Source organism: Enterobacter sp. CPE_E890 (assembly GCF_046521475.1).
Taxonomy (GTDB): Bacteria; Pseudomonadota; Gammaproteobacteria; order Enterobacterales; family Enterobacteriaceae; genus Enterobacter; species Enterobacter adelaidei.
Genome location: NZ_JBKFZW010000001.1, coordinates 3,078,171 through 3,094,681, shown reverse-complemented (window position 1 = coordinate 3,094,681; position 16,511 = coordinate 3,078,171). Strand labels below are relative to the sequence as shown.

Annotated in this window: 13 protein-coding genes and 1 tRNA gene; 4 read left to right on the top strand and 10 right to left on the bottom strand. The window is 56.8% G+C overall.

All coding sequences use genetic code 11. The features are described from left to right. Positions 1-88 precede the first annotated feature (88 nt). Positions 89-1,039, top strand: coding sequence for an HTH-type transcriptional regulator Cbl (gene cbl, locus ACLHV9_RS15270; protein WP_108089623.1), 951 nt, complete (start codon positions 89-91; stop codon positions 1,037-1,039). Positions 1,040-1,093: 54 nt separating this feature from the next. Here cbl and ACLHV9_RS15265 read toward each other — a convergent pair whose 3' ends face one another. Continuing rightward, on the bottom strand, positions 1,094-2,014 hold the full coding sequence (locus ACLHV9_RS15265; protein ID WP_108089624.1) for a LysR family transcriptional regulator: 921 nt from the start codon (positions 2,012-2,014) through the stop codon (positions 1,094-1,096). 141 nt (positions 2,015-2,155) lie between these two features. Here ACLHV9_RS15265 and ACLHV9_RS15260 point away from each other — a divergent pair, with 141 nt between their 5' ends. Then, positions 2,156-2,557 carry a RidA family protein gene (locus ACLHV9_RS15260; protein WP_108089625.1) on the top strand — a complete coding sequence of 134 codons (402 nt, stop codon included), beginning with the start codon at positions 2,156-2,158 and terminating at the stop codon, positions 2,555-2,557. Positions 2,558-2,611: 54 nt separating this feature from the next. On the opposite strand, the gene ACLHV9_RS15255 is transcribed toward ACLHV9_RS15260, so the two are convergent. The 6 genes from ACLHV9_RS15255 to ACLHV9_RS15230 all read right to left on the bottom strand — a co-directional run bounded on the left by ACLHV9_RS15255 (position 2,612) and on the right by ACLHV9_RS15230 (position 10,818). Continuing rightward, a tRNA-Asn gene (locus ACLHV9_RS15255) sits at positions 2,612-2,687 on the bottom strand. Positions 2,688-2,851: 164 nt separating this feature from the next. Next, complete coding sequence (locus ACLHV9_RS15250) at positions 2,852-5,041, bottom strand: TonB-dependent siderophore receptor (protein WP_049006657.1); 2,190 nt, start codon at positions 5,039-5,041, stop codon at positions 2,852-2,854. A 26-nt stretch (positions 5,042-5,067) separates the two neighbouring features. Beyond that, entirely contained in the window at positions 5,068-6,393 is a 1,326-nt protein-coding gene (locus ACLHV9_RS15245; protein ID WP_129325439.1) for a lysine N(6)-hydroxylase/L-ornithine N(5)-oxygenase family protein, read from the bottom strand. Next, positions 6,390-8,132 carry an aerobactin synthase IucC gene (gene iucC / locus ACLHV9_RS15240; RefSeq protein WP_407220794.1) on the bottom strand — a complete coding sequence of 581 codons (1,743 nt, stop codon included), beginning with the start codon at positions 8,130-8,132 and terminating at the stop codon, positions 6,390-6,392. The genes ACLHV9_RS15245 and iucC overlap by 4 nt, the downstream gene beginning before the upstream one ends. Beyond that, positions 8,129-9,076 (bottom strand): GNAT family N-acetyltransferase, encoded by a 948-nt coding sequence (locus ACLHV9_RS15235; RefSeq protein WP_407220793.1) that lies wholly within the window; start codon positions 9,074-9,076, stop codon positions 8,129-8,131. The genes iucC and ACLHV9_RS15235 overlap by 4 nt, the downstream gene beginning before the upstream one ends. Beyond that, on the bottom strand, positions 9,076-10,818 hold the full coding sequence (locus ACLHV9_RS15230) for an IucA/IucC family protein (RefSeq protein ID WP_407220791.1): 1,743 nt from the start codon (positions 10,816-10,818) through the stop codon (positions 9,076-9,078). The genes ACLHV9_RS15235 and ACLHV9_RS15230 overlap by 1 nt, the downstream gene beginning before the upstream one ends. Before the next feature lie 138 nt (positions 10,819-10,956). Here ACLHV9_RS15230 and ACLHV9_RS15225 point away from each other — a divergent pair, with 138 nt between their 5' ends. Next, positions 10,957-12,168, top strand: coding sequence for an MFS transporter (locus ACLHV9_RS15225; protein ID WP_108089629.1), 1,212 nt, complete (start codon positions 10,957-10,959; stop codon positions 12,166-12,168). On the opposite strand, the gene mtfA is transcribed toward ACLHV9_RS15225, so the two are convergent. Next, entirely contained in the window at positions 12,165-12,962 is a 798-nt protein-coding gene (mtfA, locus tag ACLHV9_RS15220) for a DgsA anti-repressor MtfA (protein ID WP_028019616.1), read from the bottom strand. The genes ACLHV9_RS15225 and mtfA overlap by 4 nt on opposite strands. Before the next feature lie 334 nt (positions 12,963-13,296). Here mtfA and ACLHV9_RS15215 point away from each other — a divergent pair, with 334 nt between their 5' ends. Further along, positions 13,297-14,196 carry a LysR family transcriptional regulator gene (locus ACLHV9_RS15215; protein WP_108089631.1) on the top strand — a complete coding sequence of 300 codons (900 nt, stop codon included), beginning with the start codon at positions 13,297-13,299 and terminating at the stop codon, positions 14,194-14,196. Here the strand turns inward: ACLHV9_RS15215 and ACLHV9_RS15210 are convergent. Together ACLHV9_RS15210 and ACLHV9_RS15205 are read right to left on the bottom strand one after the other, a co-directional pair. Next, complete coding sequence (locus ACLHV9_RS15210) at positions 14,171-14,959, bottom strand: substrate-binding domain-containing protein (RefSeq protein ID WP_407220789.1); 789 nt, start codon at positions 14,957-14,959, stop codon at positions 14,171-14,173. The two genes, ACLHV9_RS15215 and ACLHV9_RS15210, sit on opposite strands and share 26 nt — an antisense overlap. After that, positions 14,956-16,269: an MFS transporter gene (locus tag ACLHV9_RS15205; RefSeq protein WP_134707803.1), complete on the bottom strand. Its 1,314-nt coding sequence runs from the start codon at positions 16,267-16,269 to the stop codon at positions 14,956-14,958. Before ACLHV9_RS15205 ends, ACLHV9_RS15210 begins: the two co-directional genes overlap by 4 nt. Positions 16,270-16,511 lie beyond the last annotated feature (242 nt).

Below are 16,511 nucleotides of genomic sequence, written 5' to 3'. Positions count from 1 at the left end.
AAAAGAATAAGATGCTGGTTTTTATTATTTGTTCTGCAGCTCAGCTGACTCTAACAATAGAGCTATGTCAGATGCGCCGGAGTGAATCGTGAATTTCCAGCAACTTAAAATTATCCGTGAGGCGGCCAGGCGGGACTTTAACCTGACCGAAGTCGCCAATATGCTTTATACCTCTCAGTCCGGCGTGAGCCGCCATATCCGCGAGCTGGAAGAGGAGCTGGGTATAGAGATTTTTATCCGTCGTGGTAAGCGACTGCTTGGCATGACGGAGCCTGGCAAGGCATTGCTCACCATCGCGGAGCGGATCCTCAACGAGGCCAGCAACGTTCGTCGTCTGGCGGATCTCTTTACCAATGATGCCTCGGGCGTACTCACCATCGCCACCACCCACACACAGGCTCGCTACAGCCTGCCGCCGGTGATTAAAGCGTTCCGTGAACTTTTCCCTGATGTCCGTCTGGAGCTTATCCAGGGCACGCCGCAGGAAATTGAAGTGCTGCTGCAAAACGGGGGAGCGGATATCGGTATTGCCAGCGAACGCCTGAGCAACGACCCGCTGCTGGTGGCGTTCCCGTGGTTCCGCTGGTACCACAGTTTATTACTTCCTGTTGATCATCCGTTGAATCAGGTATCCCCCCTGACGCTGGAAGCCATCGCTAAGTGGCCGCTGATTACCTACCGCCAGGGCATTACCGGGCGCTCGCGCATTGATGAGGCCTTCAACCGCAAAGGGTTAACGCCGGACGTGGTGCTGAGCGCGCAGGATTCTGATGTGATTAAAACCTACGTCGAACTGGGTCTGGGTATTGGTCTGGTGGCGGAACAGTCCAGTGGAGAACGTGAAGACGGGAACCTGGTGCGTCTTGATACGCGTCATCTGTTTGACGCCAACACCGTATGGCTTGGCCTGAAACGCGGGCAGCTGCAGCGCAACTATGTATGGCGTTTTCTCGAGCTGTGCAATGCCGGGCTATCCGTTGATGAGATCAAGCGCCAGGTGATGGAACCCGAAGAAGTGGCGATTGATTATCAGATTTAAGTGCTGGCTTGCCCGGTAGCGCTGCGCTGACCGAATCAGGGGGGAGGGATGTCGTCACTTGTTGTAAGTAATGGCGACATGCTGCCGCATCAATTCAACGATCCAATCAATAAAAACGCGCAGTCTGGCGTTGACATGGCGGTTAGGCGGAAATGCCAGGTACAGGGGCATTGGATTAATACGCCAGTCTTCAAATAGCGGAATCAAAGAGCCAGCAGTCTGATGCGCTGCCGCCATATAGACGGGGAGCGCAATCACGCCTAATCCCGCGAGCCCAGCTTCGAGGTAGGTGTTGCCATCATCGACTGCAAGCACATAGCTGCAGTTGATTTCAATATTTTCCCTCTCACTGTGCAGAACCAGAGGATCAATCTTACCGGTGCGTGAGGACAAGAATCCCACTATGCGATGGTCGGTGTTTTCCAGCTCTCGCGGATGCGCAGGGGCGCCAAGGCGTTCCACATAGCTTGGTGCGACGTAAACACCCATTTGCAAATCGCCGACGTGGCGTGCGATCAGGGACTGGTCATTGATTTCGCCACCGCGCAGGACGCAATCCACGTTGTCGCCGATCAGATCCACCACCCGGTCGCTCACGCCCATGTCGAACTGAATATCAGGGTATCGCGCGTGAAAAGCCGGTAGCGCGGGCACCAGCACCAGGCGGGCGAGAGGAGTGGGCACATCTATCCGTAGCCGTCCCCTGGGCGTCATCGCCGAACTGGACAGGCTGTTTTCAGCATCTTCCATATCCGCCAGCAGACGGATGACGCGCTCGTAGTAGACCACGCCATCAGGAGTCACACCGAGCCTGCGGGTGGTGCGATGGAGCAGCTTAACGCGCAGGCGCGCTTCAAGCTGCTGAATAAGCTGCGTCACCGTGGTTTTGCTCATATGAAGCGTTTGGGCAGCCTTTGTGAAACTGCCTGCCTCCACCACGCGAGCAAAGGCGCGCATCGCATCGAAACGGTCCATCCCTTGTCCTCTCTTTTCACCGATTGTTTGGATATTACAAACAATGTTGGACAAAGTCGCTTGTTTATCCGCCCGATCCTGCACCTGTAAAGTGTCTTTATGTTCATCGGGCAGATTTCGCCCCATTACAAAGGTACAAACATGACAACACGCGAAGCCGTTTTTCCCTTCGGACGCCAGGCGCTCTATGAGCGCAATCGCTATTCACCGGCCATCAAATCCAACGGTTTTCTGTTTGTTTCGGGGCAGGTTGGTAGCCGGGAGGATGGTTCGCCAGAAGAGGATCTAGAAGCTCAGGTCCGGCTGGCATTCGATAACCTTAATGCTGTTCTTACGGCTGCGGGCTGCACGTTCGCTGACGTGGTTGATGTTACCCTCTTTGTCGTCGATCCCGAGTCAAACCTCGACGCTATCTGGAGTATCCTGCCAGAATATTGGGGAGAAGCGCCTTACCCTACGTTGACCGGGATCGGCGTGACGTGGCTGTACGGATTCCAGTTTGAGATTAAGGTGATTGCCAGGCTGGATGCGATTCTGAGTTAACATCAGAGACGTAGAAAAGCAAAAAGCCTGCTTTAAAAGCAGGCTTTTCAAATTTGGCTCCTCTGACTGGACTCGAACCAGTGACATACGGATTAACAGTCCGCCGTTCTACCGACTGAACTACAGAGGAATCGTGTGAACGAGGCGCATAGTAGCGACCTCAGTACGCCTTGTCAAAGGGTGAAAACGCACTTTTCGTTCGTTTGCCGACAATTTCAGCAAATCGCTGATTTTATAGTAAATTTGCTTCGAAATTACACAGCAAAATGCGCCGCCCGCAGGCGGCGCGCGGTATTAGAACAGTACGGAGTAGTTCAGACCAAACGTGCGTCCACGGCCCTTGTAGGTATACAGGCCCGGTGCACCGTAGGTTGGGCTATACAGCCCCGGCGCGCGCTGGCCCCAGGCGGTGGTGTAGTCTTTGTCCAGCAGGTTTTCCACGCTGAAGCTGACTTTACCCACCGGCAGGGCGTAGCTACCCAGGAAGTCGACCGTGTTATAGCCATCAATCTTCTTACCGTCGGAGTCAGAGACGTCAAAGGTCTGCGTGCTCTGTACTCGCAAGGTCCAGTCGCCCGGCGCCCAGTTGACCCATGCGCTGGCTTTCGACGGGCTGGCGCTGTCAACCGTCAGCTTCTCCCATTTCCCATTTTCACGGGTTTCAGACTTGATGGCGTTAAAGTTCGCGCCCGTGCTCCAGTCGCTGTCGGTGAAGAAATAGTCCACCTGACCTTCCACCCCGTAGATACGACGTTTGTCGTCTTCGAGGTTAATGGTCATGTCCGTCTTGTTGATGGTGATGGTTTTATCCGAGAGCGAGTAGTAGGCCGCGACCTGCGTGCGCAGGTTATCGCCGGTGTAGCGCCAGCCCAGCTCGTAAGCGTTAACCTTGATACCGTCCAGTTTTGAGTCGTTCACGTTCACGCTATTCAGCAGGCGATAGTGACCATTGCTGAGCTGATAGGTGCCGGAACCGTAGTACTTCGCCAGGTCAGGAATTTCAAAGCCCTGCGAGAAGTTAAACCACACCTGCTGCTGCTCGGTCAGGCGACCGAGGATCCCGGCGTTAAACAGGAAGTTGTTGTAATCGGTCTTCCCGCCCGGCACCGCGTCTGCGGAGGTGGCTTTGCCAGTGGCGATAGCCTGCTGCTGCGCGTAACCCACAAAGTCGTCTACTTTGTTTTCGGTGTACTGGTAACGCACGCCGCCACTCAGGGTGATGGCGTCAATATCGTAGCTGGCCTGCAGGAACGGGGCGAGGTTGGTGATGCTGTAACCCGGGTAACGACCTACGTTATACGCGTTGTCCAGCTCCATGCCGCCACTCGCCGCGGCTTTGCTCAGGTTGAAGAACTGCTGGTTGGCATCGAAGGTTTCGTGGTCGGCGTCGACACCCCAGGTAAGGTTCAAATCATCCACTGGCTTGCTGTTCAGCGTCAGCTTACCGCCGTAAAAATCGGTTTTCTGCTGAGAGGCGCCGATACTGGTCACCACACCTTTGGTCAGGGTCGGGAACGGATAATAGGTCAGGCTCTCGTCACGATAGTAAATCTGCGCAACCAGATCCTGACCCAGGAAATCGGTATTGGAGTACTGCAGGTTTATCAGATGGCGCTCGGTACCCGGCACGCGGTCAGAGTCGAGATTCCCTTTGTTGTACGCGTTAGCATCTCCCGTTACCGCTGAGAAGTTCTTCCCGAGGTACAGCCCATGCTTACCGTCTGACTCACTTTTGTAGTACTGCGTCGTCAGCTGCAATTGCTGGTGATCGTCGATGTTGATGGTGCCGGTCCCCATCACATCAATACGGTCTGAATACTGTAAGCCGGTCTGGGTGTTATCAATGATCACCTCGTTGCCTTTGCCGTCGTACCAGCCACCGTAGCGCTGATAGGAGACCGACAGGCGACCGGAAGCATTGTCGTTGCCGCCGCTGACGGCTGCCGACACGTTCTCATCGTGGTCGTTATGGCTGTTAAAGCCACTTTTTGTTCCGGTCTGGAACTCAACTTCAGTCTCTGGCTGGCCTTTTTTGGTGACGATATTCACCAGACCGCCGGTACTGCCGCCGCCGTAGAGCGATGTGGCACCGGAGATCACTTCAATACGGTCGATGTTGAACGGATCGATGGAGTCCAGTTGTCGGCTGTCACTACGGGACGAGTTCAGGCGCACACCGTCGACCATGACCATCATCGAACGGCCGCGCAGGTTCATTCCGTAGTTGGTACGCCCCTGGCTACTGACGTCCATACCCGGGATCAGCTGTGCCAGTACCTCTTTAATCTCTTTTCCGCCCTGAACCTGCTGCTCAATTTCAGCGCGCTCAATGACCCAGGTGGTCTGCGCCATCTCCGCCACGCTGCGATGCGCACGGCTGGCGGAGACAACGATATTTTCTTCCTTTTGTTCTTCCGCCCATGCAGAGGTAGAAAGCATTGCAAGCAAACAAGGATTTAAAACCCAAAGATGAGAACGTTTCATTGTTATGTCGATCCTGATTGTGTGTGTCAGTACTCAGTCGTTTTTGATAACGATTTAAAAACCTGGCTGCTTTCCGGGCTGGTGGTGGTACGCCAGTGGATCACGCCAGGGGAGGTAGCCAACTCAAACGGCTCGTCAGCATGTGCGCGATTCAAAATTCGTGCGGCACGCCAGGCCATCAGGCTGAGCTGGGGTTCAGCAATACCGAGACGGTGCATCCCGGCATTCACGGCAAACAGGCGGTTGCTCTGCGGGCCGTCCCATTCGAGGGTGAAATCGTTGTTAATGCAGAAAGCTTCGTCCGTATCCAGATGGAGGCGGTGAGACAGTGGGGCGAGAAAAGCAGGCTGTACGCTGCGGTAACCGGTGGCGAAGATCACCACATCGGTCTCCAGCTGTTCGCGTCCGCCGTCGAGATGATGCTGTATTGCCAGGCGCTGCCCGCTTTGCAGCCTCGTAAGCTCGGTCACCGAGCGGGACGGCAAAAGGTGCGCCCAGGGTTTTTCACGCAGCACTTCGAAGCGGTGGTACATGGCGCGATAAATCGCCAGCAGAGACTCGGTGGTGATACCGTCGGAGGTCATCTTCTGCTCGTGCAGCATCTGGCGACGCGCCTCTTCACCGAGCGTGGAGAAGCTGTCCACGTACTCCGGCGTGAAGTACTCGTTGGCAAAAGCGGCTTCATCCAGGGCGTTGTAGTTATTACGTCGCGATACCCAGTTCAGGCTCAACGGTTGGCCCCACTCGCCACGGAAAATATTCAAAAACAGGTCGGCACCGCTCTGGCCGCCACCGACAACAGTGACGCGCTTGCCCGCGAGATCCGGCGTGCGCAGCATCATCTCGCTGGCGTGGAAGCAGGTATCGTCCTGAGTTGTGACGCAGTCAGGAAGATTGATCTGTTTGCCAATCCCCACGCAGACATGGCGTGCCAGGAAGCGGTCACGCTGAGTGATCACCTCAAACAGGCCGTTTTTCTCATCAAAACTCACCTGCTGTACCTGCTGGCTGAATGACAGGTTGGTGAGGTTTTCCGCCGCCCAGCACAGGTAATCGGCAAATTCCTCACGAGAAACGGTGCGCTGCTCGGTGGTTAGAAAGCGGTAGAACTTTTTACGCTGTACCAGGTAGTTGAGAAAACTATGTCGGTTGGTAGGCTCGACGGCACTGACCAGATCCTTGAGGAAGCTGGTTTGCATATGGCAATCCGGCACCATCATGCCAGGGTGCCAGGAGAAATGCGGCTTGCGCTCAAGGAACAGCGAGCTAAAACCGTCCAGCCCTTCCGCCAGCGCGGCGATGCTGAGGTTAAACGGGCCAATACCAATGCCGATGAAATCATAGGTTTTCATTGTGCTGACTCCCGGGAGGCCAGAAAAAGAGGGTTATCAAGGTCGGTGACATAGTTCGGCAGCATGCGGCTGCCGCCGTCGTGTTCGGAGAAGGTCAGTTTGACCGGGTTGAGGATCACGCGAATAATTTGCGGTTTGAACAGGTCGAATTTCGCGAACCGCTCAGCAAGATCCGGGTGAGCTGCCATATACTGGCGCAGCACTCCGGCCAGGATCTGATAGAAACGCGTTTCGCTGATGCCGCTTTGCTGGGTGAGACGCGAGATAAAGCGCAGCACCGTGACAAAGTTGCCGGTTTGAAGGTCATGGATGATGTAATCCGCGCTCAGGCGTGCCGTCACGGCCTTCACCTGCTCCGGCAGGCTCTGGGCCTGCGGGAAATCCTCATCCACCAGGCGCATATCACCCTGGAAATCTTTCAGCAGGATGCGCTGCGGAATAGAGTCTTTCATCACCAGCGTCACGTTCTGGCCGTGGGCGATCAGCGCCACGCCGTAGCGGCAGAGCAGGTGGTAGAAGGGGATAACCGTCGCTGCAAACAGCTTTTCCAGCCAGGCTTCAGCAGTTAACCCGGAATGGTTGATCCACGCGTCGATCAGTGGGCGCCCGGCATTGTCGGTTTCCATCAGCGCCGCCATCAGCACCGCCTGTTCACCGTCCTGCAGATAACACGACGGATTTTCGCGCCAGATCACGCCCAGCATTTCCTGATAGCGATAGGGCGCTTTCGGCAAGGCGGCATAACCCGGATGCGACAGATACCCGGCGGCGGGTTCGCCAAGCACCTGCGCGCCTGAGCGGGTAAGCGTGGCGTCGGTGGCGAACTGCTGCTGCAGCCAGCGCGAAGCCAGCGGCCCGGCGGCAATGTACTTGCCCGGAATGCCGCGATAGCAGGAGGTGTTGTAGATGGTCAGCGGCAGCTTGATGTCATACGGCGCGCGACGGCTGGCGTTGGTGAGCGTGCGCAGGGACTGCTGGGCAAGATACTCGTCGCCAAACTCGCCCAGCTCAACCATCTCTCCGCGCGCCAGCTGCGCCAGGAAATGAATGGCAATTTTTTGCTGCCACTGCCACGGGTGCAGTGGCACAGGTAGCCAGTTGTCGTCCAGACCCAGCTTCTGCCAGCGCGCGTCAAACCGCGCGCGCTCGGCATTGTCCATGGTGCTGGCCAGCAGGGTGTTGATATCGCAATCGGCGTCGCTGCTCCAGACCAGATGATCACGTTGAACGGCAACCCAGTGCAGGCGAAAACGCCCGCGATATTCCGGGGCGTACTGGCGCAGCGCATCCAGACCCCATCCGCGGCGTCCTTTGTTAAAAATAAACTTAGGATGACCGCTCATCAGGCACTGCAATTCATCCGGGTCGAGATGAATGAGCGCGTCGGCATCCAGCGTTTCACGCGCCTGTAAAAGCTGAATATCACCCCGCAACGTCGCGTAGAGATCTTCCAGATGCTCCGCCGTTTGCGCGTCGCTCATCTCCAGCTCCGTCGCCAGCTGCAGCAGCGCGCTTTCCGCTTCCACGGCGGCACCGCTGGTGGTGATCAGGCTATTTGGATCGATATGCAGCCAGCCCCAGATCCCGCGCGTGGCATGAAACTGCCAGCTCTCCGCCCCCATGGTGATTTGCCACCTGTCGGCGGCCAGAGAATGAGCGCGCAGGGTGCGTTCGTATTCCAGCTCGGCGAGGATCTTCGCCACCATCTCGTGGTTCACTTTTTGCCACAGTGCGTTCACAGTCCCACCTCGCTGAAGAAGCGGTGACGCTGGCTCATGATGAGGCGCGAACGTTTATGCGGGAAGTCGAACTCTTTCACGGTATCAAAACCAGCAGACGCCAGATGGCGGAACAGGCGCTGGTTGTCGAAGCGCGGCTCCGCGACAATGCGCGTGGTGCGCGGTTCATCAAGATACAGATAGTGGCTCAGGCCGCGCAGCCAGCTGCGAATATACTGCGCACCACGCCAGTTCTCTTCTCCGACCAGCATATGCAGCCCACGGTCAAATGGCTGCCAGCGGTAGTGGCGACCAATACGGTCTTCTGGAGCCCAGTAGAGTTCAAAATAGCCGAACGGCTGGTCGTCGAAGCAGCCGATAACCGGGTAGCAATAGGCCGAATCGAGCTGACGACGCAGGTAGTTTTCCTGCTCGTTCTGCGGGCCGGCCATCTCCCAGAAGGCGTTCACGCGCGGGTTATTCATCCAGCGGGTAAAGCGCTCGCCGTCCAGCGCCACGTCGGCCACGCGGAAGCTGAGGGTGCGCTTGATTTGTGGGTCATAACGGCGGTATACCTCGCCCTGCGGGCGATGAGGGCGCAGCGGGAAGTACAGCTGACGGCTCTCATCAAACTGCATACCGCCGCTGGCCTGCGGCCGTTCGCCTTTCAGCCACAGCGGCTGCTGCCAGAAAGTATCCCGCGCCAGATAATCGCCACACGCGTGGTTAAACAGTGCCTGTGCCTGCGGTTCATCCTTCCAGGTAGCCCAGGGGAGGGTGATCCCGCTGAGGGCAGGCGCGGCGACAAACAGCTGATCCAGCGCTTCAACCAGCCAGCCGTCCTGGATATCGCGCAGGCGCTCCAGCACCGCGCTACCGTCGAGACCCAACGTCAGCGGCAGGGGCGTGTCCGTTGCTGTGCAACGAAAGCCGTAGCCGGAATGAACGATGTTCGCGTTAGCCATCACACCTTCTCCTTGTAAAACGGGTTGCTAAAGTCGAAATAGATCACTGCCGGGTCGGCAATCGTGTTTTCGTTGCGATCGTGCAAATAGCAGAAAAAGTTGCCTTTGCAGTTCCAGGTCGGGCTGTCGAGCACGTAGTCGAGACAGCGGGTCTGCTTGGCCGTGCGGCGCAGTTCCGCCAGCGCGTCACGCACGCGTGCCATCAGGTTTTCTTCGCTGTCGAAACCAGCGGCGGCGAGGGCTGCGGTGACGGCAAGGGTAGAGTTCAGCAGCAGGTAGTAAGGGAAGTAGCGCAGCAGCTGGCTCTCACCGAAGCGGTTTTCCACCTCAGTTTCGCCCGCCTCCTGTAGCCATGCGTCGGCTCCTTCGGTCCAGGCGCTGCCCTGGCAGTCGCGGTAGATAAGCCCGACGGGGAAATCCTGCTGCATCTCAACGAGAATGTTTTGCTGGTGTGCCAACAGGACCAGACCGTAATCGGCTTCGGCACTGAACAGCGGAAGTAATACGCGGTCGCAATAGGCGTCCAGCCAGCAGCGCGCGGCCCGGGCGAGCGGTAAATCCAGGCGCTCACTCAGACGACGCACCGCAGCGGCAAGCAGGCTGTCGCCGCCGTCTGGGGCTGCCTGCGTCAGGCTCACCAGCACATTGGTTTGCGTATCCGGAGTATCAAACAGCAGATTGACGCGCAGGGCCATCAGGCTCTCTTCCTGAATCACGCCGTTTTCGTCGCGCAGCCCCGCCCAGCCATCTTCCTGCATCACGCGCATGGTCGGGTAGCGCGCCTGTAGATCTTGCCAGCGTTCGGTTTTAGCCAGACGAGCCAGACGCATCCCGCGCTTAACTTCTTTCACCGACAGCGTGCGCACGGAGTTGGTCAGGCGCACGCTGAGGGAAAACTTAATCATGTCGCTGTTGGTTTCGCTGTACAGCGAGCGTGAAGAGCTGGTTGGCAGCCACTGTGCGCCCGCTTCACCCAGATCCTGCAGTGAACCGTTGGTCACCAGCCGCTGGCACCACTCCTGGCCGAGCAGGTACTCCGCCTGCCACGGATGCATAGGCAGCAGCCAGCGGGTGTCGGTGAAGTGGCCGAGAAGTTCAGGGGCGCTCTGGGCTGCAAAGCGCAGTAAACGTTCGCGCAGGGAAACATTCAGGCTGTCACCGGCAATAAGCGTGTTCTCAACGGCGAACCAGCGCAGCGGGAAGCGAGAAGCGAAATCGGGTAAATAGCGACGCGCCTCGGTTTCGTTAAACGGCTCGTGCGACTTTGGCGCAGGGTGGAATGCATGGCCGACCAGCAGCGCCTGTTCCGCTTCGGCAAAGGTTAGTGGTTTATCGCGCAGGGTTGGCCAGCTGTGGCGCAAATCAATCGCCTGCCAGGTGTGCGCGTGGCTTTCAAGGGCGCGTTGCTTAAAACGCGCCAGCGTCTTGGCATCCAGCGAACCTTTTACTGACGGTTTTTCAAGAATTAAATCAACCAGTTGGTGGAATGTGACGGCGTCACTACTGTCATTGTCACTCTGGATAAGCGTTGCCGGGAAACAGTACTGATGATGCTGGGTCGGGGAAAAATACCGTACCGGAACCCGAAGAGCCTGGGCTGGAGAAAGCGGAATATGTATGTGCGATAACTCATCCGCAGAGGTTGCGGAGTGATAGTGCCAGTCCTTCGTTTCACGCAACAGGGCGTTTAAAAAACACTGGGCCGCAACGTCTGTACCGGCGGAGCGGGGCAGAGTACGCATAGATGAACCTCATTCCATGATTGATAATAATTCTCGTTATGATATTCATTCTGTTTACAGTCGCAACCATTTTTGCAATATTTGTTTTCATAAACTTCATGATTTCCACACATTTATTGACACTATGTTCACATTCTCATGCGCACTGACTCTAAAACGTTGACGGAAAACGTCACCCCAAAAGCCAACTGGCCCCTGGCGTTATGTGCAGGTTTATTAGGGATTGGGCAAAACGGTTTGCTGGTCATGCTTCCGCAATTGGTCACCCAGACAGGGCTTTCGCTTTCGGTCTGGGCCGGGCTGTTGATGTTCGGATCCATGCTCTTTTTACCCGCATCGCCCTGGTGGGGACGCCAGAGCGAGCGACATGGCTGTAAGGTCGTGATGCTGGCCTCGCTGAGTGGCTATCTGGTCAGTTTCGGGGTGATGTCGCTGGTGGTCTGGGCGATGGCGGCCGGGATGCTGGATAAGGTCTGGGGCCTGACGGGGTTGGTTCTCTCGCGCACGCTCTATGGTCTGACGGTCTCAGGTCTGGTGCCTGCTGCTCAGACGTGGGCTATCCAGCGCGCGGGGCTGGAAAAAAGAATGACCGCACTGGCGACAATTAGCTCCGGCCTGAGTTGTGGTCGTTTGCTTGGGCCACCGCTGGCGGCGCTGATGCTCAGCGTCAATCCGGTAGCACCGCTCTGGCTGATGGCGATTGCGCCTTTCATCGCTTTGCTGCTGGTGCTTCGCGAAGTGGCGGACCCACCGTTACCGCCAGTGGCGCATCAGTCGACGCGTTTGCGGGCTTCAATGCTGCCGTTCCTGTTATTGGCGCTGCTGCTGGCGGCCCTGGTGAGTTTAATGCAGCTTGGCTTGTCACCGCATCTTAGCCCGCTGCTGGAGGGTAACGCCCGGGACATCAGCCATCATGTTGCTCTCCTGCTGAGCCTGGCTGCGCTGGCAACGCTCGCGGCGCAGTTTCTGGTGGTCCGCCCGCAATATTTCAGCCCGGTGACACTGCTCTGCATGGCCGCGGTATTGATGGTAGTGGGGCTTGGGTTGATGTCTGTGGCGGGTCTGGCTCTTTTCTACGTGGGGATTGTCATTACGTCGCTCGGGGCAGCCATGGCAACACCGGGATATCAGCTACTGCTTAACGATCGGCTAACCACGGGCAAAGGGGCGGGAGCGATCGCCACCAGCCACACATTAGGCTACGGTGTTAGCGCGCTGCTGGTACCTGTAGTGACACGTTTTTACGGTGAACAGTTTTTAACGATGGCTGCATTAGGCATGGCATTGATGTTTTTAGTGCTCAGCATAGGGGTGCGATCAACTGAGCGTCCCCTTGCTGAAAAAAATTAATGGACCTGGCGGGGAGAATGGCCGCCAGCATCCTCATTCTGCCGTAAACGCTGCAGGGGATCTTGCTGGTAAAACTGGCAGAATCGCTGCCACAGTGCCGGGAATCGGGGGGCGAAGAGTTCTGGTGCGCTGAAGAAGTATTCAGAGAGTACCGCAAAGCACTCTGCGGGATCGGTCGCCGCATAGGCGTCAATGCTGGCTGCGCTTTCCCCCACCAGGTCTATTTCATCCTGGATATTATCCATCGCGGCATGCAGGTCGTGCTCCCATCCCGCAACCTCACGAAGCGGAATCAATGGCACGCCGCTGGCGCGATCGCCATTGCGGGTATCGAGCTTATGCGCCACCTCGTGAATAATCAGATTAAAACCTGACGCATCGAACGAGTCCTGAATATCGAGCCAGTTGAGGATAATTGGTCCTTGCTGCCAGCTTTGTCCGGACTGTACCACGCGCTGGTTGTGCACCAGCCCGATATCGTCCTGCCATTCGTCATCGACAACAAACGGCGCGGGATAGATAAGCACTTCGTGGAAACCGTCCAGCCACTCGATACCCAGTTCAAGAACCGGCAGGCAGAACAGCAGGGCGATACGCGCGTTTTTCAGCGGGTCTAGTTCGAATCCCTGCAGCGGAACCAGGCGTTTTTGCTGCAAAAAACGATCCGCCAGCTGAACCAGTTTCGATTGTTCATCCGGGTTTAGATTAGCCAGAACAGGGATCGTCAGCGCGTCATCCCATGGCAGCGCCACATCCCGGCCAGCCTCATTCGTTTTCCAGGGCCACTTTATCATCGCTTTGCTCGCAAACTCGTCACTTGAACAAAAATGGGAAAGTCAGGTTCGGTTAAGATGCCAGAAAATCGCTCACTGCGACAATTCCAGCCTGAATAAACTATCATTCGTACGTAGCGGTGGGTAGCGGTTTGCGGGCATCACCTTCATTTTGTGAAGTCTGTCGTGGCCTTGTCTGTAGTCTCAGTGAATTCACCGACAAAGAGAAACCATCGTTACCTTGACTACAACGAACGCTAATCTGAATTTCAACACCTCACCGGTTGCGGTAGGTCAATAAGACGCTATTATTTTTGACTTTGTTGCGTATTCCCTGACAGGACATCCAGACGCCATGCCCGTGAATTTTGACCTTAACGATCTTTATGCTTTCAGAGCGTTAGTGGAATACGGTAACTTCCGTGTCGCTGCTGAATCTATCTGCTTATCCCAGTCGGCGCTGAGCCGCAGGATTGAAAAGCTGGAAGCCGCGCTGGGAAACCGGCTGTTCGATCGTACCACCCGCCGCGTGGCCTTAACCCTATATGGGCAAAACTTTGCTGAACGATCCGCTCAGCTGCTCGACAGCGTAGAGTCAATGCTGGCTGATGTTGATAAAGTCAGTGAAGAACGGACAGGGCTTATCACGGTCGCCACGGTACCCTCTGCGGCCTGTTATTTTATGCCTGACGTGATTCGTCGTTTTCAGTCTCGCTATTCCCGCGTTCGCATTAAGCTCATCGATAGCAGTGCAGGAAATGTGATTGACGCCGTGGCCCGAAGCCAGGCGGATTTTGGTATCTGCTTCGCAGGAAACTTGCCGTCTGACATCGAATTTTTTCCGCTGGTGGAGGATGTTTATGTTGCGGCGTGCAGAAAGGATCACCCGCTGGCACAAAAAAGTCACCTGACGTGGCAGGCGTTTTATCAGCAGGATTATATCTCTCTCGATAAAACGTCAGGTAACCGTAACCTGCTCGATCGGATGCTGGGAGATATTGTTCCCGAGCGCCCCAGCGTCTGTGAAACCCGTCACGTCACCACGATGCTTGGTATGGTAGAGGCGGGGATTGGCATTGCTGCCGTTCCCGCCATGTCGATGCCGACGTCAGAGCATACGCTGCTGACCCATCTGCCGCTGGTGGCGCCGGAAGTGAAACGCACCGTGGGGCTTATCCGGCGCCGGGGGCGCATCCAGTCTTACATAGCGGCTGAACTGGAAAAGCAGATCACCGAGCAGTATCGCCGGACGTAACGGGGATCATCCCCGTCTCCTTGATGACGGCCCTTGAGGGCGGTGAGGCGAGATAGGTCAGCAGCGCTTTCCCCTCCGCGGGATGTTCGGCATGGCGGGTGACCGCACCCGCGAAGCGCGTGATGTACTGCAGACTATCAGGGATTTTCCCGATAAAGGTAACGCCCTGAACCGGCAGCAGCTCGCTGACCTGCTGGAAGCCCACGGCGTATTTTCCTTTCGCCACTTCTGAGGCGACCGGGATACGCTCGACCATTGTCGCTTTGCCCGCCACTTCCTTTTCAATCCCCAGCTTTTTGAACAACGCCTGGCTGACATACCTGCCGCTGGCGCTGTCAGAGTAGGCAATGGAGCTGGCCTGCAGCAGCGCGTTACGCAGGGTCGCCTCGCTGCTGATATCAGGAACATCCGCACCTTTTTTCACCACCATGCCAACGGGAGAGTCCGCGAGTTCAGTTCGCGAACCCGGCTGGGTCTGGCTGGCTTTTTCGAGCTTCTCCAGCGCATCGCCCACCATAATCACCACGTCGGCTTTCTCGCCGCGCGCCAGGCGGTTTGGGATCGCCTGCGGCGTCGTGCCCATTGAGGGGCCGGGGATGATCACGATTTTATCCCCGGTCTGGTGTTCATATTCCGGGGCCAGCTTTTCCAGGGCGGCTTTGAAGCCGCCTGAGATCATGACCTTCACGTCCTGAGCACAGGCATTGGCGCTCAGGAACGTCAGCGCCAGCGCGCTGGCGGTATAGCGATAAGTGCGTTTCATACTGCCTCCTGTGACTTGACGGTGTTTTGCAGCGATACCGCACGGCGGCGGTAGAGGTAGAGCGTGGCCAGCAGGGCACACACGGCAGCGAAACTCATCCAGTAGCCAGGCGAGGCTTTGTCACCGGTGTATTCAATCAGCGCGGTGGACATTACCGGGGTAAAGCCGCCAAAGACCGCCGTTGCCAGGCTGTAAGCCAGAGAGAAGCCCGCCACGCGCACTTCGGCAGGCATAATCTCCGTCAGGGCCGGGATCATCGCGCCGTTATACAGGCCGTAGAGGAAGGAGAGCCACAGCAGTACGCTCAGCATCATGGAGAAACTGGGGGCGCTCGCCAGCAGCGTCAGGGCCGGATAGCTGGTCGCCAGCGCCAGCAGCGTCATGGCAATCAGCACCGGCTTGCGCCCGAAGCGATCCGACAGCGCGCCGCCCACCGGCAGCCAGACGAAGTTAGAGATAGCCACCAGCAGCGTGACCAGCAGGCTGTCCGAGGCGCTGAGCATCAGCACCTTTTTGCCAAAGGTGGGGGCGTAGACGGTGATCAGGTAGAACGCGGTGGTGGTCATCGCCACCATCAGCATGCCTGCGACCACCACCTGCCAGTTGCCAAGCAGCGTTTTAAAGACCTGACGCATCTCCAGATGATGGCGGCGCGCGCTGAACTCTTCCGTCTCCTCCAGCTTGCGGCGCAGGAAGAAGATAAACGGCACGATTAAACAGCCGAACAGGAACGGGATGCGCCAACCCCATTCGCGAATGGCGCTCTCCTCCATCAGGGCATTCAGGGCAAAACCCATCGCTGCGGCGACCATAATGGCGACCTGCTGGCTGCCGGACTGCCAGCTGGTGTAAAACCCTTTGCGGCCCGGTGTGGCGATTTCAGCCAGATAGACCGAGACGCCTCCAAGCTCTGCACCGGCGGAAAAGCCCTGCAGCAGACGGCCCGTCAGCACCAGCAGCGGTGCCCACAGACCAATGCTTTGATAAGAGGGGATAAGCACAATCAGGAACGTCCCCGCCGCCATGATGGAAAGCGTGACGATCAGCCCCTTTCTGCGCCCCACCTTGTCGATATACGCACCAAGCACAATGGCCCCGATGGGCCGCATCAAAAAGCCCGCGCCGAAGACGGCGAAGGTCATCATCAGCGACGCAAATTCACTGCTCGCTGGGAAGAACGTGTGGGCGATGTAGGTGGCATAGAAGCCGAAAAGAAAGAAATCGAACTGTTCAAGAAAGTTGCCGGACGTCACGCGAAGTATCGCGCCCGCCTTAGACCGTACGGTTGCAGGTGAGGTTGAGGAAAACATGGTTATCTCCAGTTATTGTTGACGTTTTACGCGTCTGTTTCTGAAAACTGGATCAGGACGAGGAAATAGATAAGCGCAAATGCCGCATCGGCTGATGCATTTTTTGCATGAATACCATTCACTGTGTAAATACAATTAATGGCAACAATAACTTAACAAGTTGTTGGCTTTTTATTCACCAATATTCTGTAAGTCTCTGATATTGCGATTTTGTGATGTGGCGCAGAGGGGCGCTTCAGAAA